Source organism: Pirellulales bacterium (genome assembly GCA_019694455.1).
Classification (GTDB): domain Bacteria; phylum Planctomycetota; class Planctomycetia; order Pirellulales; family JAEUIK01; genus JAIBBY01.
This window is the reverse complement of the sequence record JAIBBY010000003.1, coordinates 132,745-153,583: the sequence shown is the minus strand read 5'-3', so window position 1 is coordinate 153,583 and position 20,839 is coordinate 132,745. Positions and strand designations below refer to the sequence as shown.

18 protein-coding genes and 1 tRNA gene are annotated in these 20,839 nt (G+C 62.2%); 7 read left to right on the top strand and 12 right to left on the bottom strand.

The genetic code is table 11. The features are described from left to right. Positions 1–486 precede the first annotated feature (486 nt). The gene (locus tag K1X71_02860; protein ID MBX7072063.1) at positions 487–1,056 is read left to right on the top strand and encodes a hypothetical protein; all 570 of its coding nucleotides are present in this window, start codon (positions 487–489) and stop codon (positions 1,054–1,056) included. A 43-nt stretch (positions 1,057–1,099) separates the two neighbouring features. Here K1X71_02860 and arsM read toward each other — a convergent pair whose 3' ends face one another. From arsM to K1X71_02835, 5 genes are all read right to left on the bottom strand, one after another. Beyond that, the gene (gene arsM / locus K1X71_02855; GenBank protein MBX7072062.1) at positions 1,100–1,942 is read right to left on the bottom strand and encodes an arsenite methyltransferase; all 843 of its coding nucleotides are present in this window, start codon (positions 1,940–1,942) and stop codon (positions 1,100–1,102) included. A 74-nt stretch (positions 1,943–2,016) separates the two neighbouring features. Then, on the bottom strand, positions 2,017–2,364 hold the full coding sequence (locus tag K1X71_02850; GenBank protein ID MBX7072061.1) for a metalloregulator ArsR/SmtB family transcription factor: 348 nt from the start codon (positions 2,362–2,364) through the stop codon (positions 2,017–2,019). 209 nt (positions 2,365–2,573) lie between these two features. Beyond that, positions 2,574–5,417: a CHAT domain-containing protein gene (locus K1X71_02845; protein MBX7072060.1), complete on the bottom strand. Its 2,844-nt coding sequence runs from the start codon at positions 5,415–5,417 to the stop codon at positions 2,574–2,576. Positions 5,418–5,963: 546 nt separating this feature from the next. Then, positions 5,964–6,251: a hypothetical protein gene (locus K1X71_02840; GenBank protein MBX7072059.1), complete on the bottom strand. Its 288-nt coding sequence runs from the start codon at positions 6,249–6,251 to the stop codon at positions 5,964–5,966. 74 nt (positions 6,252–6,325) lie between these two features. Next, positions 6,326–6,673: a metalloregulator ArsR/SmtB family transcription factor gene (locus K1X71_02835; protein MBX7072058.1), complete on the bottom strand. Its 348-nt coding sequence runs from the start codon at positions 6,671–6,673 to the stop codon at positions 6,326–6,328. Positions 6,674–6,844: 171 nt separating this feature from the next. On the opposite strand from K1X71_02835, the gene K1X71_02830 reads away from it, so the two are divergent. The 3 genes from K1X71_02830 to larA all read left to right on the top strand — a co-directional run bounded on the left by K1X71_02830 (position 6,845) and on the right by larA (position 9,773). Continuing rightward, positions 6,845–6,918, top strand: a tRNA-Thr gene (locus tag K1X71_02830). Between the two features lie 98 nt (positions 6,919–7,016). Further along, entirely contained in the window at positions 7,017–8,336 is a 1,320-nt protein-coding gene (locus tag K1X71_02825) for a tetratricopeptide repeat protein (protein ID MBX7072057.1), read from the top strand. A gap of 96 nt (positions 8,337–8,432) precedes the next feature. Next, a complete protein-coding gene (gene larA / locus K1X71_02820) occupies positions 8,433–9,773 on the top strand; it encodes a nickel-dependent lactate racemase (GenBank protein ID MBX7072056.1) in 1,341 nt (446 codons plus the stop codon). 27 nt (positions 9,774–9,800) lie between these two features. Here larA and K1X71_02815 read toward each other — a convergent pair whose 3' ends face one another. Beyond that, the gene (locus K1X71_02815) at positions 9,801–12,227 is read right to left on the bottom strand and encodes a DUF1080 domain-containing protein (protein MBX7072055.1); all 2,427 of its coding nucleotides are present in this window, start codon (positions 12,225–12,227) and stop codon (positions 9,801–9,803) included. A 63-nt stretch (positions 12,228–12,290) separates the two neighbouring features. Beyond that, a complete protein-coding gene (gene aroE, locus K1X71_02810) occupies positions 12,291–13,145 on the bottom strand; it encodes a shikimate dehydrogenase (GenBank protein ID MBX7072054.1) in 855 nt (284 codons plus the stop codon). A gap of 508 nt (positions 13,146–13,653) precedes the next feature. Here aroE and K1X71_02805 point away from each other — a divergent pair. Beyond that, positions 13,654–14,736 carry a flippase-like domain-containing protein gene (locus K1X71_02805; protein MBX7072053.1) on the top strand — a complete coding sequence of 361 codons (1,083 nt, stop codon included), beginning with the start codon at positions 13,654–13,656 and terminating at the stop codon, positions 14,734–14,736. Between the two features lie 26 nt (positions 14,737–14,762). On the opposite strand, the gene K1X71_02800 is transcribed toward K1X71_02805, so the two are convergent. The 4 genes from K1X71_02800 to lpxD form a co-directional block, all read right to left on the bottom strand. Next, complete coding sequence (locus K1X71_02800; protein MBX7072052.1) at positions 14,763–15,545, bottom strand: class I SAM-dependent methyltransferase; 783 nt, start codon at positions 15,543–15,545, stop codon at positions 14,763–14,765. A 6-nt stretch (positions 15,546–15,551) separates the two neighbouring features. Beyond that, positions 15,552–15,755 carry a hypothetical protein gene (locus tag K1X71_02795; GenBank protein MBX7072051.1) on the bottom strand — a complete coding sequence of 68 codons (204 nt, stop codon included), beginning with the start codon at positions 15,753–15,755 and terminating at the stop codon, positions 15,552–15,554. Between the two features lie 103 nt (positions 15,756–15,858). Further along, positions 15,859–16,782, bottom strand: coding sequence for a UDP-2,3-diacylglucosamine diphosphatase LpxI (gene lpxI / locus K1X71_02790; GenBank protein MBX7072050.1), 924 nt, complete (start codon positions 16,780–16,782; stop codon positions 15,859–15,861). Positions 16,783–16,797: 15 nt separating this feature from the next. Further along, positions 16,798–17,871, bottom strand: coding sequence for a UDP-3-O-(3-hydroxymyristoyl)glucosamine N-acyltransferase (gene lpxD / locus K1X71_02785; GenBank protein MBX7072049.1), 1,074 nt, complete (start codon positions 17,869–17,871; stop codon positions 16,798–16,800). Between the two features lie 227 nt (positions 17,872–18,098). On the opposite strand from lpxD, the gene K1X71_02780 reads away from it, so the two are divergent. Next, positions 18,099–18,983, top strand: coding sequence for a hypothetical protein (locus tag K1X71_02780; protein MBX7072048.1), 885 nt, complete (start codon positions 18,099–18,101; stop codon positions 18,981–18,983). Between the two features lie 11 nt (positions 18,984–18,994). On the opposite strand, the gene nagB is transcribed toward K1X71_02780, so the two are convergent. Then, positions 18,995–19,804 (bottom strand): glucosamine-6-phosphate deaminase, encoded by an 810-nt coding sequence (gene nagB / locus K1X71_02775; protein ID MBX7072047.1) that lies wholly within the window; start codon positions 19,802–19,804, stop codon positions 18,995–18,997. 199 nt (positions 19,805–20,003) lie between these two features. Here nagB and K1X71_02770 point away from each other — a divergent pair, with 199 nt between their 5' ends. Further along, positions 20,004–20,837, top strand: a complete 834-nt coding sequence (locus tag K1X71_02770; protein MBX7072046.1) for an AAA family ATPase — start codon at positions 20,004–20,006, stop codon at positions 20,835–20,837. Positions 20,838–20,839 lie beyond the last annotated feature (2 nt).

Below are 20,839 nucleotides of genomic sequence, written 5' to 3'. Positions count from 1 at the left end.
ATAGTGCAACCGTTTTTCAGTAAATTAGATCCAGGCTTGGGGTGGAGTTACGGGTATGCCTTGGTGGTGTTTCGGGGGGCGGTGGAGTGGGGCCCGGCGTTGGCGGTGCAATAAATTTAGAGGGTTGTCACACATGGACATGAGCACAAGCGAGTTATGTGTATTTATTGGCATTTCACTTCTGACAGCGATAGCAGGGGTGATGAATGTCATTTTTACAGATGCCGCGATTTCTATAAGCACAGTCGTGATGCAACGTTTTATCAACGTTGACCGTATGCCCAGTTTTTTTTGGTCCCATTTCTGGTTTAGAAGTGTAGGTGTAGCGCTAGTGTTGGCGGGTTTATCGACCGGAGTGGCTTCGTTGTCGTCCTGTACAAAGTGAAGGTCGCGGTGGGCCGTCCTGTACAAAGAGAATACCATAGCGTGTTTGACCCTTGTCGCGCTGAGTTGTGCCGTGATTCTCGATCGCTTGGCGTTGGCGGCATGGCGGCGGCCGGCCGAAATTCCGGTTCAGAATTGCCAATCCGCGAGATCGGTGCGCACCGCCAACGTGCGGTCGGATTGTATTGGTCGGCGTCAGGCGGCGCGACGATTGGTCTTCAGCAGTCCGCCGAGGCGCGACTCGCACGCGAGTTGCTGGACGTCGTCAATCACTGGAAGCAGTTCGGAGTCATCGGAACCAATCAGCCGGTTGCCGATCCCTTGATGCGGGCGGCAGTCGTTTTAGCAGTCGACGAACTCACGGACGATGCGGTCGAAATGTGCCAGACCGAAGACAACGAACGCGTTGAGCGCTTCGTGCTTCAGACTTTGGATCCATCGCTCGATGAAGGCGTTCAAGTTCGGCGCCCGAGGATCGACGGGCTTCACGTTCCGCGGCTCTGCTTTGCGGACCCAGCAGCGGTACGTCGAGTAGTCGACGATCGTGATGAGGCGCCGAATCGCCGGGCCGAGTCCCTGGCCCAGCTTAAGCAGGATCGCCCGTTCGTCCGCCTTCAGGAAGATATGCTTTTTTGGGAACGCGCTTCCGCAGCATTTCGTTCTCCGCCTTGAGGTACTCGACCTGCTTCTGCAGGTCGTCGGCCGAGTCGTCGCTCTACGGCTTGATGGCGTACACCCTCACGCTGGCGGCGTAGTCGTTCGCGTTGTACCGACTCAATAGTTCGCGCATCTCGGTATGCAGTCTTGTCGTGCCACGTTCAACGACAGGCAACTGGGAATTCATCGCCGGCGAACAGCACGCGGCTTGCGACTCGACCTGCGCGTACGCATTGAGATCGCTGCCTGAATCGATGATGGCGACCTCTTTGAATCCCGCGTCGGTCAGACCCGCCTGGTATTCCTCCATGGCGATCGCGCCGGCAATGCAGCCAACATAGGCCAGCAAGTTCTCTCCCACCTCCGCAGGCAGCGGTTGCTTGAGCGCGATGTCGCTCACGGCCAACCGTCCACCGGGCTTGAGCACGCGGGCCATCTCGCGAAACACCGCGCGCTTGTCGCTCGCCAGGTTGATGACGCAGTTGCTGATTACGCAATCGACCGACGCATCGGCGAGCGGCAAGCGATCGATGGTGGTCAAGTGAAACTCGACATTTGCAGTTCCTTGCCGCGCGGCGTTCTTCTGGGCCAAAGCCAGCATTTCCGGCGTCATGTCAATGCCGATCACCTTGCCTTGCGGCCCTACCTTGCGCGCGGCCAACAGCACGTCGAGCCCACCACCGCAGCCCAGATCGACCACGGTTTCACCAGGGCGCAGACTTGCGAACGCCGTCGGGTTGCCGCACGAAAGCCCCATGTTGGCCTCGGCCGGGATCGCGGCCAGTTGCTCTGCGCAGTAGCCAAACGCCTCGGCCACGGCGCGCACCCCATCATGGGCCGTCGACAGTCCGCTCTGCGCCACCTCGGCATACTTCGCTTGTACGAGCTTTTCCATGGACATGGGAGGAGTTCCTTTCGTGTCGCAGGTAAGGAAAACTGTATTCGCGCATCCGAATACAGTTGGGCAAAAAAACTCTATCGGCAGCAGCGCGAGAGCACGGCGAGACGCTTGGAATCCTTGGCTAGTTCAGAAACATCCTGAAAGCAGCACGACAGGCACTCCAAGAGCCGCCGATGAAGTTCTCCGCGCGGCGCGGCCAATTCGTAATAGCTCCAGTAACGGTCCTTGCGCGCGGTGACCAACCCCGCGCGACGCAGGTAAGCCAGGTGCCGCGAAACCTTCGGCTGGGGCAGTTCCAACACGTCGACCAGGTCGCAAACACATAGTTCGCCGCCGCGCAACAGATGCAAGATGCGCAGCCGCGTGGGGTCGGCGAAGGCGCGAAACGTCTGATCGACAGAAATTGCGGCTTTGGGTGTCATATCTGCTTAAGCGAATATTAGGATCGTTCTGGCTGCCCGGCAAGGGCCTGCCGTCCGGCGGGCCAACGGCACCATGCGCTCCCGTAGCAGCGCGCGGAGATGCGTCTCAGAAACCATAAAACGGTGGTTAGATGGGATTCTCGTAAATCAAAGTGCCCGAGCGAGGTCTTGGAAAAGTGCAGGATATGATCGAGGTGTCGCAATCCCAGTCAACGTGGCCCGATCAGCACGAATGTCGCCCAAAAATAGGGATGTCCCCATTGGGTTTGTCCACGCGTCCAACGCTTGGCTTCCATGAGGGCTTGGGCATAGTCGGTCTCATTTTTCGGCTGTTTGACGAGCGCGCCACAAAAGTAACTGATAAGACTAGCGCCCGCCTTGTCATCGACCAGCCAGTTGCTGGCAACGACCCGCCGCGAGCCCGCAACCAAAAAGCTGCGCGACAAGGCCCAGATACCTTCCCCGCCATGCTGAGGGCCGTAGTTGGTCTGGCAGGCGCTTAGAATCGCCAGCTCGCAGGCCCGCAGGTCAAGTTCGTACAACTCGGTCAATGTGAGGAAGCCGTCATCGCGGGGATTAGATCTTGCTGCGCGGCCTGGGGCCAGCGCCAGCGCGCCGAAGAAATTGCCCGTTTCGTCGTCGGCCAAGCCGTGACAGGCCATGTGCACAATCCGTCGGTTGGGCGCATGCGCGCGGACCGCGGCTTCGGTGGCCGAGCGATCACGGAGCACACTGGCCTTCATGCCATGCTTCTTAAAGGTTTCGGCCACCCAGGTCGCTTCCAGCCCAGAATAAGGTAATCGCAATAATCGACCACCGCGACGACGGAAGGTGTCATCGAGCGCGGCAACTCGTTCGCTTTGCGCACCATGACTCTCGCCATAGGCCGGGTCCCCAATCGCTAAAACCGGATCGCGATCGGCAGGGATTTCAACGGCGGGCCGCTCTTGCAGGTTCATCAAGATGGTCGCCGACAGCGTGTAACTGATCGGCGGTGCAATATCCAGCAGATATTCAGTCCGTGGTGCTTCTTCCAGCACCAGCGCCTCGAACGGCAGCATCGACAGCGGGCCGTCGGGCACGATCAGTAGCCGACGATATTGTTTCTCACGAAGGGCGGCCTGAACCTCGTCGGGGATGAGAAGCTTTGCCAGGGCACTCAGCTTGGGAATGAAGGCTTGCTCCGACGTGGGATCGGCCAGCAACTGTACCGCCCCCGTCTGATCAGCGTTGACCAACAGCTCTGCGACAGCTTTCGTGCCAAACGCGTTGCTTTCGTCCAAGTCCGGTGGTGTGAGCCGAAACAGACCGACCTGTTCTTCGCCATCGCAGACCATGAGCGCAATCTCGTCCGGAGCCACCACGTAATACAGCAGAAGGGCCTCCTCGCGTTTGAGATAGGATTGCATGTCGGCGAGCGATACGCCGGTGAAGTTCTGGCCTGTAATACGGCGCAGCGCCGGACTTTCGTTGCGGATGTACGAGTACGCCACGGCTTGTTCCTTGCGCGACGCTTGCAGTTGCGCGCCAAGCAGCCCTAGTTGTCCACGTTTCTCGTCGGCGGAAAGATCACTTTGATCAGCCACGGCCCTAACGCGGCGTTCGAGGTCCGTGGTTTGGTTTTGCAACTTGTCGTAGCCCGCGCGAAGTCGTCGGGCTTGCTCGGCCGGCATCCCGGCATACAGGTCGACGTGCCCCAGCGCCATCTGGTCGATCAACGTGCGACCACGGCCGCGCTCGCTAAAGGCAAAGCCCTCGGCAATTTTTTTGATTCTCAAATGATCAATGGCGGCGCAACTGTAACGGTAGTAGCCGGCCGACATCGACTCAGCCCACTGTTGCTCGCCACCGGACAAGGTGGCGATCTCCTCCTCCGATAGTTCCACGGCTCGGGCGTCGAAGCGGCAAGCGTCGTCGAGCTTGTTCAGACGGCGGGCGGCAAGCGCTCGGATGGCAAGCGCACGCACCAGAACTTGGCGGGGAACCTGCGGGCGATCGGCATAGTTCACCAGCTCACTGGAGAGCTGTTCGGCCATGTCATACTTTTCTTGCAAAAAGTACAGCGTCAACATCGAGTGCTTGATGTCGTAGACCTGCGTGCTGTCGGCGCCATAATAAGCTTCGGCAGATTTCAAAGACTGCTCGAAGATTGCGGCGGCCTCGGCGTGCTTGCCCAGGAAGCTGTAGCAGTCGGCCAGCGCACCTTGGATCGCAGCCTGCGGGTGTTCAGGACCCAGCAATTGAACAAACAATTCGTGGGATTGCTGGAAATAGCCTACCGCCTCGGCGTAGCGATTCATCGCCTGATTGACGTCACCCAACAGGTTGAGTGCCTTGGCGCTATACAAGCTTTTCGCCAAACCGGCTTGCTCGTAAACCTTGCATGCTTCCAAGAGCAATGCTTCGGCATCCTTGTGCCGGGCCTGCTTGTAATAAAGGTTTGCCAGGTTGTGGAGCTCGACGCCTATCCCCACGGTGGCTCGGCCTTTGCTTTGTTGCCTTTCCCACGCGAGTGTTCGTAAGCGGAGGCGTTCCGCTTCTTGATACCGTCCCAAATGCGCCAAGTCGCTCGAAATAAAACCGTCGATGTGAATCACTTGCTTGCTATTCGGGCCATTTGTGGCGACAGCAATCTCTCGGGCCCGCTGGTAGAGCGCGAGCGCTTCATTCAACCGCAGTTGGTCGCTGTAGACTCGCCCCAGTAGGGTGAGCGCGCTGCCGGCAATAGGATGCTTGGGACCCCAATGCTCAATACAGCCCGGTGCCGCCGCCTCGGCCAGCGGCAATGCCTCGGGGCTACGGTCCTGTTGTAAGTACAAGTCGGCGAGGTGGTAGGTAAGAAACCACTGGAGCTGGGAATCGCCGGCCCGGCGGTATCTTTCGATCAGGCCTTTGATGTATTTTTCGGCCTCATCCAGCTTGCCCGCGGTGCGAAGGTCGGTGAACTGCTGGGTTTCGCGCTTCGCTGTGGCGATGCGGTCTTGTTGGGCCAGCGCCTGCGGTGAGCTCGGAACCAGGTGTATGCCCAGTGCGACGAGCGACAGGATCGCCAAGCGTCTTATCAACATACTTCATCCCATCCAAGGCGTGGATTCGGGAACCATCCACACGCCGCTCAGAAACAGCGACGGATCGGAGCTACCTCATGATACGCCCCGTCGAAGCCCTCGTGACATGTTCTCGTTGGTTTTACCAGGACAAATCGCTTTCCGGCGCGCTCAGCCCGTCCCATCAATCACGCGAGGCTGTTGAAAAAGCCCAATTGGGCAAATCGTGACCGAATAGTCGATGGGAACTAGCTAGCTAAGGGCGCAAGTGCTTTTTTTCAACATATCCAGTTGAATTCTTGGGACTCGACAGCGGTGCCACATTCGTTCCATTTCTCGGAACGAATGTTATTTGGGCTGAGCAACCAGTTCGGTGTCGGCGCTAGCACCAGCCTTGGTGTATCTGCGAGGTCTGACTGAACAGCGCGGAATTGACGCGACTCGATTCTCGATAGATGTCAGTTCGTCGGCGGGACATAGCAGCGGAATCGGTGCGGAATTGAAGCGGCTGCGATGGTTCCGACATATGACCCCAGTTCAACGCCCGATTCCTTATCGAAACAGCGCCTCAACAACTGGATAAGTGCATGTGCTCAGCAGGTTGTCGGATAGCCCACCACCGCAGCCCAGATCGACCACGGTTTCACCAGGGCGCAGACTTGCGAACGCCGTTGGGTTGCCGCACGAAAGCCCCATATTGGCCTCGGCCGGGATCGCGGCCAGTTGCTCTGCGCAGTAGCCAAACGCCTCGGCCACGGCGCGCACCCCATCATGGGCCGTCGACAGTCCGCTCTGCGCCACCTCGGCATACTTCGCTTGTACGAGCTTTTCCATGGACATGGGAGGAGTTCCTTTCGTGTCGCAGGTAAGGAAAACTGTATTCGCGCATCCGAATACAGTTGGGCAAAAAAACTCTATCGGCAGCAGCGCGAGAGCACGGCGAGACGCTTGGAATCCTTGGCTAGTTCAGAAACATCCTGAAAGCAGCACGACAGGCACTCCAAGAGCCGCCGATGAAGTTCTCCGCGCGGCGCGGCCAATTCGTAATAGCTCCAGTAACGGTCCTTGCGCGCGGTGACCAACCCCGCGCGACGCAGGTAAGCCAGGTGCCGCGAAACCTTCGGCTGGGGCAGTTCCAACACGTCGACCAGGTCGCAAACACATAGTTCGCCGCCGCGCAACAGATGCAAGATGCGCAGCCGCGTGGGGTCGGCGAAGGCGCGAAACGTCTGATCGACAGAAATTGCGGCTTTGGGTGTCATATCTGCTTAAGCGAATATTAGGATCGTTCTGGCTGCCCGGCAAGGGCCTGCCGTCCGGCGCATCGATGGATCCACGCGCTCCGGTAGCGTATTCCGCGCGGCGTTGACTCGGCGCAAGTTGAGCCATACCTTTATGGTTTGTCATTTGCCGGCGGCGCCTGCCCGCCCCAGGCCAGCGTAGCTTCAATTGGCAGAGCACCGCATTCGTAATGCGGGGGTTGTGGGTTCGACTCCCACCGCTGGCTCTTTGACCGCCGCGCCCCCGCGCCATGTGAGGAGGGGTTCGCCGGCGGCCGAGAGAGGCGCGTCCTCCGTTTCGCTCATCACAGAGGAGTAGAAAACCGTGTCGCAAGGCTTGGAAGTTGATGTCCGGCAGGCGATTTTGTCGAATGCCCCATTCGGGCCGCAAACCATCGTGCAGATGACCGAGGCCATCGCGCACAACTTTGGCAACTACCGCAACTTGCGCGACGCGGTCCAGGAGTTGGAAGCCCAGCAAGAGCAGACGCCGGCCAGCAAGGTGCGGCTCGGCGTGGGCCTGTTTTTGCTCGGACGCTATCGCCGCGCGGCCGAAGTGCTGAGCGAGGCCGATGGCGGCCCGCTGGCGCACTTCTACAAAGCCAAGGCGCTCGCCGCCGCCGGGCAACACGATGAGGCCGGCAAGGCTTATGAGCAGGCCGCCAAGGCCGGGTACGACGCCAATCTCTGTGCCTTGGGCCGCGCCGAGGCCCTGCGCTCCAAGGGAGACGTCTCCGCCGCCCTGGCGCTGCTCGATGGGCTATCGGGTCCGGTTGAGCAGTCGGCCGAGTATCTATATCAGCGTGGCGCTTCGGTCGCGGCGCTGGGAGGCAACCCCAGCGAGGTGGTGGCGCTCTACGAGCGCGCCGTCCAGGCAGAACCCAATCACGCCGGCGCCTTGTTCGGGCTGGCCATGGAAAACGATCGCCGCGGCAACGACGATGTCGCCTTCGAGCTTTACGAGCGCTCGACGAACCGCTTTCCGCCCCATCTCGGTTCGCTCATCAACCTCGGTCTGCTGTACGAAGACCATAATCATCTCGACCGCGCGTACTCCTGCTTCCAGCGCGTGCTCGATGTGTTCCCCGATCATCCCCGTGCGCGGCTGTATCTCAAAGACGTCGACGCCGCCGGCGGTGGCCCGATCGACGACGACGTGATGCGCCGCATCGATCGCCAAAGCCAGATGCTCAGCGTGCCGGTCACCGATTTTGAACTTTCGGTGCGCAGCCGCAATTGCCTGCAAAAGATGGGCATCAATACCCTGGGCGACCTGGCCCGCGCCACCGAGGCCGAGTTGCTGGCCAGCAAGAATTTTGGTGAGACGTCGCTGGTCGAAATCAAGGACATGATGGCCTCCAAGGGATTGCGGCTCGGCCTGTTGGCCACCGACAAACGCCCCGAGGTCGTCGAGCCCGAATCGATGACCCCCGACGAGCAGGCCCTGCTCACGCGACCGATCTCCGATCTCAACCTGTCGGTTCGCGCCCGCAAGTGCATGATTCGCCTCGGCATCAGCACCGTTGGCGAATTGGTGCGCCACACCGGCGACGAACTGCTCGAGTGCAAGAACTTTGGCGTGACCAGCCTCACCGAGGTCCGCGAAAAGCTCACCGCGCATGCCCTCAAGCTGCGTGGCGACTGATCACCACTCGCCTGGCGCTTCGCGGTAAACTACTGGCCTCGGGCATACGTGCCCGGGGCCTTTCTTTTGGCATCCATGCATTACAGCGGGCTGAAGATGGCAAACCGCATCGAACTGCCTTGGGGCGCCGGGCGCCTGAGTCTTGATCTGCCGCCACGTTGGCGCGTGCTCGGGGAATTCACGCCTCCCGATCTGGCGCCGGCCACCGACGCCGAAACTCTCTGCCGCGCGTCGCTCGCCCGCCCGATTGCGGCGGCGCCGCTGGCCGATCGCGACTTGGCCGGCAAGCGGGTGTTGATCGTGGCCGACGACGTGAGTCGCCCCACCCCAGTGGCCCAATTCTTTCGACCGGTGCGCGACGCTTTGTTGGCCGCCGGCGCGCGGCGCGACGACATCGAGATACTCTTCGCGCTCGGCGTGCATCGGCCGATGACCGAGGCAGAGGCCCAGCACAAGATCGGTCCCGAGAATTTGTCTGGCCATCGCTGGCATAATCACAACGCCTTCGATCGTCAGGCATTGGTCGAACGGGGCGTCACCAGTCGCGGCACTCCGGTCTGGCTCAATCGGCTGCTTACCGAGTTCGATTTGATCGTCGCGCTCGGCGCAATCGAACCGCATCTGCTGCTTGGCTTTTCTGGCGGCTACAAGATGCTGGTGCCCGGCTGCGCCGGCGCCGTCACCATTGGCCACAATCACACACAAGGCGCCTCGCATCGCGCTTACAACTATGTCGGCATTCGCCCCGACGATTCGCCGATGCGGCTCGATCTGGAAGAAGCCGCGGCGCGCTGCGGACGCGAAGTCTTTATCATCAACGCGGCGCTCAATCACGACGTGCAGCCGGTGCGTTTCTTTTGCGGCGATCCCCTGGCGGCGCAGCGCGCCGGCGCCGACTTCGTGCGCGAGCATACCGAGGTCGAGACGCCCGAACCCGCCGATGTGGTGATCACCAATTCGGCGCCGTTCGACGCCGACCTACGGCAAGGCATGAAGTGCGTCGGCAACACCTTCTTCGCCGCGCGGCCCGGCGGTGTGATCATCGCCGCCGCGCGTTGCGACGAGGGACGCGGCGACATGCCGACGCCTCCCGTCACCCTTCCATACGGCGCCATGCGCGGGCTGATGCACCTGATCGGCCCGCAGCGCATTATGGGTTTTGTGAACGTGGTGAAGCGCTTCGATCCGATCGAGCAAAAATTCTTGACGCACTTTGGCCTGCAAATGCTCCACCGCAACCACATCTATCTCTACAGCGAGGCGTTGGAGCCCGACACCGGTCGCAAGCTCGGGCTGATTCGCCAATTTCAAGACCTGCGGCGTCTGCTGGCCGACGCGTCGGCGCGCGTCGGCGAATCGGCGGCCGTCGCGGTTTTTCCCAAGGGGGGCGTCACCTACACGCGTGGCGCCCAGGCGAGTCTGGTTCCCGCCTCCTGAGCTTTCATCGGCGCGCAGGCATTTGCGTCACGGCTGCGTGTAGTACAAGAGCAGCGCCTGCTTGGGCGCCGCGTCGCCACTGAGCCGCATCTCCGCCGCGCTATTCCATTGTGGCGGGGCCAGTAGCGGATAACGCCACGCCACTCCGCCCGCCGTGCCGGCCAGCGAGCTACGCGCTTCGCGCGCCAGTCGCACGCCAAGATAAATATCCAGCGGCATGACCGGTTGGCTCGCGCCGTCCAGCTTCCACTCGATGCTCGCGTCTCGACCCGAAGGCGCGGCGCAGATCAAGCCCGCCAGACGACCCGCCCCGGGGATCGCAAGCGCGGACTTGAAGTGACTGGTATACACGCCGCGCAGCCGGCCATATTCGGTGATCGGCTGGCGAAGCTGTTCCAACCCGATCACCGAGGCCGCGGCGCCCACGCCCGCGATCGGAGCGCTCCCCACATTATGCGCGACAATCTTCAGCCCCTCGGCGAACGGCATGGCCAGCCGCAGGGTGGCCCCCTCGCTGTTGACCAATACAAAATTGTGCCAGTCGCGCCCCTGCACCAACCCTGGAAACAACAACCTCGCCGGCACCGCGATGGCGGGCTCCGATTGTCCATCGACGACCACTGCGAGCGTCAGATCGTCGTTGGCCAGCGCCGCTGGCGGAACAATCAGCTTCCACCAATCGACCAACCCCGCGCCGTCGATCGACAGCAACTCCACTCGCTGGCCAGGCATGACCGTCACTGGTTTGGCGGTCAGCAACGCATAAGGGTCGCGCTCGCGGTGTCGGCCGCCATCCATTTGGTCGTGTCGATACGAGATGGCGGGCAGCAGTCCGCGGTCGATGCCGCTCGTCGGCGTGCGGAACGAATCGATCACCAATTCGCCGGGCAGCGAAACATAATCCACGCGGCAGCGTCCCGCGCTTTTGGCGTCGACCACCACCTTCAAGCTGTCGCGATAAGTCAAGAAAGTCTGTGTTGGCAGGCCGCCTTCGCTCACCGGGGGGGCGTGATGTTCCAGTTCGTTCAGGCGGCAACGGAGTCGCGGCTCGGCTTCGCCATCAAAATAAAACGCCGCTTCACTCGCGTCGGCGCTGGATTGATCAAAAATCGCCGCAACTTCGACCACGGCGCCCGGCCCTTTAAGGTCGGCGACGACCTGTTTTCCCGCTTGTTTCAATTGCGAGGCGACTGTGCCGGCGGCGATGCCGTCGCGTCGGGCCAGGCGCTCGCTGTTCATGAGTCGATCGAGCACGATCTGCGCCGCGCTTTCGGGCCGTGGAGCGCGCCATGCCGGGGGGCCTAATCCGGCTGGCGACTCCAACAATCGCACATTGCGAAAGCGAATCGGCGAATGATGATTCTGCAAGCCAATCCAGCCGCTCAAGTGGCGGTGCTTTAGCTCTGGCAGTCGCCAGGTGTTGGCATGTTGCACCAGCTCTCCATTGATCCACGCCGAGATCATGTAGCCCTCGGCGCGCACCACGGCCTGGTTCCATTCGCCGGGCTTCTCGGCGCGGGCAAGCGGCTCCAGATTGCCGTAGAGCGCCATCGTCGAATGTCGATTCAGCGGCGTCTCTGGCCGTTCGTCATAAAGCTGCAACTCCATGCCGTCCCCCGAGGGCCAGCCCCCCGGCGGTGTGCGAATGCCAATGCCCGAATTGCCCCGCCGGCTGAGGTTGTACTCTAGCGAGAGTGTGAAGTTGCCGAACTCGCGCTTAGTGCGAAGGTAATCGCCTCCTTTGCCGGTGCAAACAATCTGTTCGTCTTCGACAATCCAGGCGCCGGCCGGATCGCTGGTTTCCCAGCCGTCCAGATTCTCGCCGTTGAACAGCGGCGCGCCGGCCGGTTCGATCAATCGCAGTTCGCGCAGCGCGGCCTTGCCGACCGGCGTCGACAGCATCAGCCCCAACCGCGCCGGCGTGACCGCGACGGTATACGCCGGCTGGCCGTCGATCGCTAGCGAAAGCTGATCGCCGCGCCGCGCGATGACCGCCGTATGCTCTTCGCTGTGCGCCACCGCTCGTTCGACCATGGCCAGCAATCGCTCGCCGTCGTAAAGCTGTCCGCACTCATTCCCCTCGCACAAGAGCAGGTACAGTCGCGGTTCGATATATCGATCGGCGATGCGCCCCACAATCGGCGGCGTTGCCGGCAGCGTGAATTTGATCTGCCCGCCATCGGCCACGCTCCAGCGAACATGCAACTCAAAGTCTCCCAGCGTCCAGCCGGCGGTGAGTCGTTCCGCGTTGACGTCGCCGCTCAAGACGCCATTGGCGATGGTCCAGCCGGTTGGCGCTGCAGAGGCCGCGTCCCAGCCAATCAAAGAATCGCGGGCCAATAGGCTAATGCCGCGTTCGCCAGCGGCCGCGCTCGAGGCCAGCAGCAACAGCCCCCAGGCCAAGGCGCCGAGTCTCGGCCGCCAATGATCGTTGTGCATGGTTGTCTTTTTCATGGGTTTATCGTGGCGCTGCGACGCCAAGTATGTTGAGCATGCGCAAAAAAGATCCAGCGCTGATTAACAAAACACCTCGCGCAGCGCGGCGTGCATTACCCGCGGATCGGGATCGATCCCGGTCCACAGCCGGAATCCGATCACCCCCTGATTCACCAGCATGCCCAGGCCATCGAGCGTTGTGCAACCCTTGGCCTGGGCGTCTTTGAGCAACCGCGTCTCGGGTGGGTTGGGAATCACATCGGCCACCACCAGGCCGGGCTGTAGCGTGGCCACATCGATCGGTAGTCGCTCATCCACCTTGGGAAACAGCCCCACGCTCGTGGCGTTCACCAAAATGTCAGTCTCGCGCCCCACAGCATATTCATCCTGCCACGCGACGAACTCCGCCGCGACCGGCGTAGCTTTCTGCAAATGCTCGACGAGCGCCCGGCCGCGATCCGCATGACGATTGACAACAATGATCTTGGCCGCGCCGGCCAGCGCCAGTTCCACGGCGATGGCCCGCGCCGCGCCGCCGGCCCCCAGCACCGCGATGGACTTGCCGCGCGGGTCGATGACCTCGCCGAGCGATTGCAGGAAACCTTTGCCGTCGGTGTTCTCACCCACCAGTTCGTTGCCGTCGCGCACGATGCAGTTGACCGCGCCAATCAACCGGGCCGAGTCGCTCAGCCGATCCAGATGCTCGATCACCGCCACCTTGTGCGGAATGGTGAGGTTGCCGCCACGAAAGCCCATCGCCCGCAGGCCACGCACCGCGTCGGCCAACCCCGCGGGCGAAACCTCCAGCGTCAGATAGCGCCAGTCGAGGCCGTGGTGCGCAAACGCCTTCTCCATCATGTAGGCGGTGGGGTTCTCGGCCACCGGTTGGCCAAAGACGGAGACAATTTCTTGCTGAAACGAGCGGGGGACGGGCATGGCGCTGGCCCAGGCGGTTGTGGGTCGATTGGCGCCTTATCTTGGACCAACCACCCGGCGAAGGCAAAGCGCTTACAAAGAGAGGCGAATCACAGCGGCCCGCGTTTTTTTCTTCCCCAACCCATAACCACATTCCACTGGCCACGAACTCGTTTCTCGATTCCGAAAACTCCGAAAACTCCGAAAGCTCCGAAAACCCGCTCACCGCTCCCCGGCCAGCCGCCACGGGCAGCGGGCGATCGAGTTTTTCGAGCCGCGAATTGCCAGGAACATGCCGAGCGATATTCGGTGGACGCATTCGGTTCGCGGCGCTGACCTTGAAGCGGCGCAAAGACTTGCGTACAGTCGTGGTTATCAGAAATCGAGCCGCCCGCCGCTGCGATGGCCATGGCGCTGCGACGGTCGCCGCGGTCCCCGCCTGCGGAGTGTTGCCGCGCTCGCGAAACGCGCTGCGATAGTCCCTGCCGCAACGCATCGAACTGATGACGGCAACGACGGAGCCTGCCCCTTGGCCAAAAAGATCCTGCTCACCCTCGCCAAGTTTGCCGCCAGTGGCGCCTTGATCTGGTGGCTTATCGACAAGGCGATGGCGGATGCCGCCAGCAAAGGGTTGGACTGGAACCAAGGGCCGCGCCATTGGGACTGGCTCGCCGCAGGCTGGCTCGCCACCTTTGGCTGCCTGGTCATCACTATCGTTCGCTGGTACTACTTGGTTCGCGCCCTCGATATTCCATTCCGCTTGCGCGACGCCTTTCGCCTGGGCTTTCTTGGTTATCTGCTCAATTTCGTCTCGCTGGGCAGCGTGGGGGGAGACTTCTTCCGCGCGGTGTTCATCGCTCGCGAGGCCAAGCACCATCGGGCCGAGGCGGTGGCCACCGTGTTCATCGATCGAGTGATTGGCCTCTATATCCTGTTTGTCATGTCGGCCATCGCCATCTGGGCGAACGGCCTGATGGACTCTCAGGTGCCCGAGGTCCAGGCGATCTCGTGGCTCAGTTGGCTCTCGTCGATTATTGGCGGCGTTGGCATCATCATGTTGCTGGTGCCGGGCTTCACCGATGGCAAGCTTTCCAAGTTGCTCGCCGGCCTGCCGCGGATTGGCCCCATCATGGGCAAGCTGATCCAGGCGGTGCGCATCTATCGCACACGGCTGGGGGTGTTGGCCTGGGTGAGCGTGTTGACGGTGCTAGTACACTCGCTGGCCACGATTGGCATTTATTGCATTGCCAAGGGGCTGTGCAGTACGGTGCCGACATTGGCCGAGCAGTTTGTGGTGGTGCCGCTGGCGATGGTGGCCAGCGCCGCGCCATTGCCGATGATGGGACTCGGCGCGTTCGAGACCGCGCTCGACGTCCTATACAAGCATGTGCCAGCCATGGTGCATCCCACCACGACAGAGGTGCTCAAGATCGCGGTGGCCTATCGGTTGATTCAGCTCTTTAACGCGTTGATCGGCTTTATCGTCTATCTGTTCAGCCGACGCGAAGTGGCAGACATCATCAGCCATGCCGATCTCGACGCGGGACCGATCGAAAACGCGGAGGATGCCGCCGCCGAGGTCGACGCCGAGGCTGCCCGCGCCAGCGCATAGGTGGCTCGGCGCTGACAGGAAGGCGGTTATTCGTTGTCGGTCGGTGGCTGCGACTTCTCTTCGTCTGTTTCGTCGCGACCAAAGAACATCAGGTGTTGCCACGGCAATTCATCGAACTCGCCGGCCAGTCGGAAGCCGTTGGGCGGATATTCTTTCAGTATTTGCCGCTTGCTCATCTTGTGCAGCGGCTTGATCGGCACCGTGGGGTCCTCGGCCCGAAACTCCACCAAGGCGATGCGTCCGTCCGGCTTGAGCGCTTGGCGCATGGCCTCGAGCATGTGGACCGGATAGGCGAACTCGTGATACACGTCGACCAGCAGGATTAGATCGCAACTGTTGGCCGGCAGCTTGGGATCGATCGGCGTGTTCTCGATCAGCTCGATGTTCTTGAGGCCTTCGGCCTTGGCCCGCTCTGACAACAGGTGCAGCATCTCGGGTTGGATATCAACCGCCAGCACGCGCCCTTGCGGCCCGACGCGGCGCGCCAACTCGATCGTGTAATAGCCGTTGCCGCAGCCCATGTCGCAAACGGTCTGGCCGGGCCGCACCGCAAGCGCTTCGAGCAGCTTGGGCGTGTCTTCTTCCTGGGCCCGCTCCGCGCGCGTCAGCCACGGCGCGCCATGAAAGGTCATGGTCGGCGCGATCACGCGCCCCTTGTACCGCTTGAGCGGCTTGGGAAGCCGCTGGGCCGACGTCGTCTCGTCCGCTTCATGCGGCGAGTCAGGTTCCGCAGCGACGCTGCCGCATGGCCACAGGCACGCGCAACAGCACAGCAAGATCCCAACCAGCGCGGCAGCGCGTCTCGACATGCGAGCCTACCGGATCAGCTTCAATTGGCTTTCGACTCGATCCACGAGTTCGAAAAGCTGTGCGTGCGTCTGCCGCATGTCCTCATACGGCTCCTTGATTCCGAATCGCCGACAATTGAGCAGCGCCCGCAGCCCTTCGGCCACCAGGCCCGCCTCGTCTCGGCTGAAATGCAATTCGACGCCGTCCGTCGTGTACGTGTCGATCGCCATGATGTTTCGGTCCCCCTAAACCGCCGGGCTAGCTCCATCCCCGGCTTTTATTTTATCGCCACCCAGCGGAAACAACCAAGACCAACCGACCGCGGCCGTGCTTTTAGAAATGCCCGCTTTCGTCGCAGGCCACCACGATCAAGCCGTGGCGATTGGCGAATTTAACCACTTCGGGCTCGTCGAGCACAATTGTTTTGCCGGCCTCGATGGCCAGCACGCGCGCGCCCGCTTCGGCCATGGTGCGCAGCGTGCCGACGCCGATGGTCGGCACGTCGAATCGCATGTCTTGTTGCGGCTTGGCCACCTTGACCACGGTGAACTCCCGGGCGCGACACAGTTTTCCCGCTCGGCAGATGCACTCGTCGGTTCCTTCAATCGCCTCGACAGCCAACACCGCCTGCCCTTTGACCACCACGCTTTGGCCCACGTCCAGCCGCCCCATCTCCTTGGCCATCTGCCAGCCGAACGCAATGTCTTTCAATTGCGCGGCCGTGGGCCGACCGGTAGTCAACAAGCCGCGACGCACCAACAGCTCCGGCGCAAAATCGGTCGCCGGCGCGAAATGTATTCCATCCATGGCAAACGCCTCGATGACTGCCGACAACAGCGTGTCGTCCTTTTTGTCTTTGCGAGCGGAAACAAAATGCGGCCAAAAGCAGCGGATCGTGCGCCAGTCGGGCAGATGCCGCAGCCAAACCGCCGGCTGGAACAACACCACCTTATGGACCTTGCCGGCCATGGTGGCCTGGCGCACGTCGTGTTCACAAAACCAGCGCGCCGCGCTGCCGAATTTGCCCAGCCCGACCCAATGAAACTCGTCGCACAGCTTGGCCAGTTCCGGGTCGGCGTGGTCCTTGATTCCTTGCCCATAAACGCGGAATCCGGCGGCGCGCAGCTTTTCGGCCACAATCAAGGGATAGCGTCCCCAGCCGGCCAACACGCCCACTCGCAGATTCTGCGCGGGCGCGCTCGCCTGTTGAGCAGTCGACAAGCGGGCGGGGCGAATTGTGGATTGTAGCGTCGCCATCAAGAACTTTTCGAGCTAGGCCGCCTCGCCGCGCACGCGTGGTTCGTCGCGCGGCGCGCTGGCGGCGCTGGCTTCCAACTGGGCCACTTTCGCGGTCAGCGCCTTCAAGTCTTTGCGCATCTCGGGCAACTTGGCCAGCGCCGCGAGCTTCAACTTTTGCTCGCGCTCTGGCGTCGCCGGAATGCCGATCATCCGCGTGCCGGCTTGCACATCGTTAATCACGCCGGCCATCGCGCCCAGTACCGCACCGGCGCCGATATGCACGTGATCGCGCACGCCGACCTGCCCAGCCATGACCACATAGTCGCCGGTCGAAGTGCTGCCGGCGATGCCGACCTGCGCGCAGAGCAGGTTGTGTTTGCCGATCTGGCAGTTGTGGCCAACTTGCACCTGGTTGTCGATCTTGGTCCCTTCGCCGATCACGGTGGCGCCATAGCTGCCACGATCGATGGTGGAGTTGGCGCCGATTTCCACCTCGTTCTCAATACGCACATGTCCCAGTTGCGCGGTGAGTTGGTGTCGCCCAGCGGCCTGCCGATAGCCAAAGCCAAACGCGCCAATTACCACCCCCGCGTGAATGATGACGCGATCGCCAACGTGAGTGTCTTCGTAGAGCACGACATTCGGGTAGATCACCGTGTGCGAGCCGATGCGGCAGCCGGCCAAAACGCGCACGCCGGGATGGATGATCGTGCCCGCTCCAATCTCCACATCGTCGTCGATGGTCGCCCCTGGGCCAATCTCTGCGCCGTCGGCGACGCGCGCCCAAGGACTGACATGCGCCAAGGGATGCACGCCATGACGGCCCGCCGTGCGGGACGGGCGAAACGCGCTGACCAAGGTTCCAAAAGCGGCATGCACGTCAGCCACGGCGATCGCCGGCAGCGCGGCGCTAGTGACATTGGCGGGGACGATCGCAGCGGCCGCTCGACACTCCGCCAATCTTGGCGTTTTGTCGATGTGATCGATCAGGGTGATGTCGCCCGGCTGGGCCTCGCACAGCACACGCGCGCCGGCAATGATGGGATCGGCTTCACCCAACACGGAGCCGCCAACCAGCGCGGCCAGTTCCGACAGGTGGAGCGCCATTTCGAGGAATCCTTTCCGATCGCGGCGAGTTCGCCCGAGATAGTGAAGATAAGGAGGATGCGGATGCTATTGATTCATCGTCCCAGCAACAAGACCGCTCAAATTGTCTTTGCCGGGTCGCTACTCTTATGGCAAACGTCCGCAGCTTCACGCGCCTGGCAACCTGGCGAGGCGGCTTGCTAGCGATGCTGGCGCGCCGCTGAGTCACCCCATCACGAGCACAGCCCATGAGCACATCAATTACCTGGCAAGTTAGCGCGTCGGCCAGTGGCTTTTGCGCCGCATGGCGTGCCTATCAGCGACTGCCGTTTGCCGACTCGGCGGTCGAAGCGGCGATCCGCGACTCGGCCGTGGCGCTGTTCGGCTGGGCGCAGACCACCGGTTGCGACCCAGATCGCTTTGCCAGCCACTTGCTACCACTCTCCGCGCAGGTTGCAGGCAACTTGGAACTGGCTCGATCGATCCTGGCCAAGACGCATGGTCGAGCGGCGATGGAACCAATGGAACGCCCGTTGGTTCGCATGCTCGACGATGTTGAACGGGCAATGGCGTCGGTAGCGCCTCGTCTCGAAGACGAACTGCCGCTGCGCGTATCGCCGCTGCGCATGCAGTGGGAGGCGCGCGGCCCCGGCATGATGAATGTGGTCGAGCGCTGGACCGACCCCGGCTTCATCGCCGAGTCGGCGCTGGCGGTGCTGGTGCTGCCAGTCGTCGGCGGCGGCGGATTGGCGCATGCGGCGTACAACGCCATTTCGCTAGAAGCAGTGCTCGCCGATGGCAACCCTCGGCTGCCGGAAGTCTTGAGGATGGTCTGGCTGCTGACGCAACTCAACCTCGATCTGCCGCGTTTCAGCGAACCGCTGCCGTCGGCACGCGCCTCTCAGATCGGCGGCCTGGCGCTGATTCCACTGGTACTGTCCGCCGGCGCCGAAGTGGAATTGTGCGTGGCCAGCGAGGGCCTTACCGGCGAAGCGCTTCGCGCCTGGAGTGGCCCGGCGCGCGAAGCGCATGCCGCCCCACTTTGGGCCTGGTGGCGCACTTATCTCGAATCGCGTCCACCCTGGTCCACGGCGCTGGTCGCGCTCGATCAAATGCTGGGGGAGGCGAGCTGAACTGGGCGGCGTCAGGTGGCTCGCAGCATGCCGGCAATCTGGCCGCTGCGCAATAGCGATTGGGCCTGTTCGACTTGCAGGTAATAGTCGCGCCGTTCGAGCAGGCGGGCCGCCTCGTCGTCGACCACGGCCACCACCTCGCGATGCAGTTGCAGCGCCGACGCGGTGACCTGCGCGGTCACCGGTCCTTCGATCGTGTCGCGAATCGCCTTGGCCTTGGCCGGTCCCGTGGCCAACAACAGGCAGCGCCTCGACTCCAGAATGGTGCCGACCCCCATGGTGATCGCCAACCGCGGCACCTCTTCGGCGCCCGTGAAAAACCGCGCATTGTCGGCGATTGTCTCCGGCGCCAGAGTCTTGAGTCGGGTTCGGCTGCCCAGCGACGAACCGGGCTCGTTGAACGCGATGTGACCGTCGGTGCCGATGCCCAAGACCTGCAAGTCGATGCCCCCTTCCTCCTTGATGAGCTTTTCGTACTGCTCGCAATGCGCCTCGAAGTCGAGCGCGCGACCGTCCGGCACATGAGTGTTCCGCACGTCGATATTGACCTGATCGAAGAAATTCCGCTGCATGAAGTAGCGGTAACTCTGCGAATGCGTGGGACTCAGTCCAACATACTCGTCGAGGTTGAAGCTCACGACGCGGGAAAAGTCGAGTCCTTCGTCGCGGTGCATGCGAGTCAGTTCGGCGTACATGTCGAGCACCGTGCCGCCCGTCGCCAGCCCCAGCACGCAGGTCGGCTTACGCCGTATCAACTCGGCCACGAAACTGGCTGCCCGCCGGGCCACCTGCCCACGGTCGCGCTCCACAATCACCCGCATTCGGCAACTCCCGACCCAGCCTACTGGCGCCCCACATGCTAGCGACCCTTTTTTATCCCAATCGCAAGAATGTTCCAACGGGGGGCGCGCCGCCGCTCGTGGCGCAATGGTCTAGGTCCAGCGCGCCAAAGACCCCTATAATGGCCGCCAGCACACGGATGTGTCTCACTCCCCCGCTCTCCGCCAGGCAAGGGCCAGCATGCGAAGGATCGCCATCATCAATCAAAAGGGGGGCGTCGGCAAAACGACGACCGCCGTCAACCTCAGCGCCGCGCTCGCCGCCGCCGATCAACGCGTGGCGCTGGTCGATCTCGACCCGCAGGCGCATGCCAGCCTGCATGTGGGGCTCATGCCAGACGTTGACACGCCTTCGATCTATCATGTGCTTACGGGCGACACCCCGCTGGCCGAGGTGCGCGCCCTCTCACGGGACAACCTGTGGACCGTCCCGTCGCACATCGACCTGGCCGCTGCCGAAGTGGAACTGGCGGGCGTGGTGGGCCGCGAGATGATCTTGCGCGACAAGTTGGAAGAGGATCACCAGCAGTTCGACTATCTGGTGATCGATTGCCCCCCGTCGCTTGGCGTGCTGACCATCAACGCGTTGGCCGCGGTCGAAGAAGTGTTTATCCCGCTGCAACCGCATTTTCTGGCGTTGCATGGCTTGAGCAAGCTATTGGAAACGATCACTTTGGTGGGCAAACGACTCAATCCACGACTGCGCGTGACCGGAATCGTGCTCTGCATGTACGAGGCCTCGACGCGGCTGGCGCAAGAAGTAAGTCGCGACATTGAGGAGTTCTTCGCCGCGTCGCGCGATCGGCGCACGCCGTGGATGGACGCGCGGCCGTTTCATACCCGTGTGCGGCGCAACATTCGCTTGGCCGAGGCGCCGAGCTTTGGCCGCACCATCTTCGATTACGCCCCCGACTCGCACGGCGCCGAAGACTATCGCGCATTGGCGGTCGAGGTCTTGGGGCAGCGGTTGCCAGCCGGCGAGATCGCCGCTGCCGCCAGCGGTCAAATGGCGTAACG

Bases quoted from the DNA above. Each gene is read 5' to 3' on its own strand.
- K1X71_02860 (MBX7072063.1), top strand. From the start codon at position 487: ATGGCGGCGGCCGGCCGAAATTCCGGTTCAGAATTGCCAATCCGCGAG.
- arsM (MBX7072062.1), bottom strand. From the start codon at position 1,942: ATGTCCATGGAAAAGCTCGTACAAGCGAAGTATGCCGAGGTGGCGCAG.
- K1X71_02850 (MBX7072061.1), bottom strand. From the start codon at position 2,364: ATGACACCCAAAGCCGCAATTTCTGTCGATCAGACGTTTCGCGCCTTC.
- K1X71_02840 (MBX7072059.1), bottom strand. From the start codon at position 6,251: ATGTCCATGGAAAAGCTCGTACAAGCGAAGTATGCCGAGGTGGCGCAG.
- K1X71_02835 (MBX7072058.1), bottom strand. From the start codon at position 6,673: ATGACACCCAAAGCCGCAATTTCTGTCGATCAGACGTTTCGCGCCTTC.
- larA (MBX7072056.1), top strand. From the start codon at position 8,433: ATGGCAAACCGCATCGAACTGCCTTGGGGCGCCGGGCGCCTGAGTCTT.
- K1X71_02815 (MBX7072055.1), bottom strand. From the start codon at position 12,227: ATGAAAAAGACAACCATGCACAACGATCATTGGCGGCCGAGACTCGGC.
- aroE (MBX7072054.1), bottom strand. From the start codon at position 13,145: ATGCCCGTCCCCCGCTCGTTTCAGCAAGAAATTGTCTCCGTCTTTGGC.
- K1X71_02800 (MBX7072052.1), bottom strand. From the start codon at position 15,545: ATGTCGAGACGCGCTGCCGCGCTGGTTGGGATCTTGCTGTGCTGTTGC.
- K1X71_02795 (MBX7072051.1), bottom strand. From the start codon at position 15,755: ATGGCGATCGACACGTACACGACGGACGGCGTCGAATTGCATTTCAGC.
- lpxI (MBX7072050.1), bottom strand. From the start codon at position 16,782: ATGGCGACGCTACAATCCACAATTCGCCCCGCCCGCTTGTCGACTGCT.
- lpxD (MBX7072049.1), bottom strand. From the start codon at position 17,871: ATGGCGCTCCACCTGTCGGAACTGGCCGCGCTGGTTGGCGGCTCCGTG.
- K1X71_02780 (MBX7072048.1), top strand. From the start codon at position 18,099: ATGAGCACATCAATTACCTGGCAAGTTAGCGCGTCGGCCAGTGGCTTT.
- nagB (MBX7072047.1), bottom strand. From the start codon at position 19,804: ATGCGGGTGATTGTGGAGCGCGACCGTGGGCAGGTGGCCCGGCGGGCA.
- K1X71_02770 (MBX7072046.1), top strand. From the start codon at position 20,004: ATGCGAAGGATCGCCATCATCAATCAAAAGGGGGGCGTCGGCAAAACG.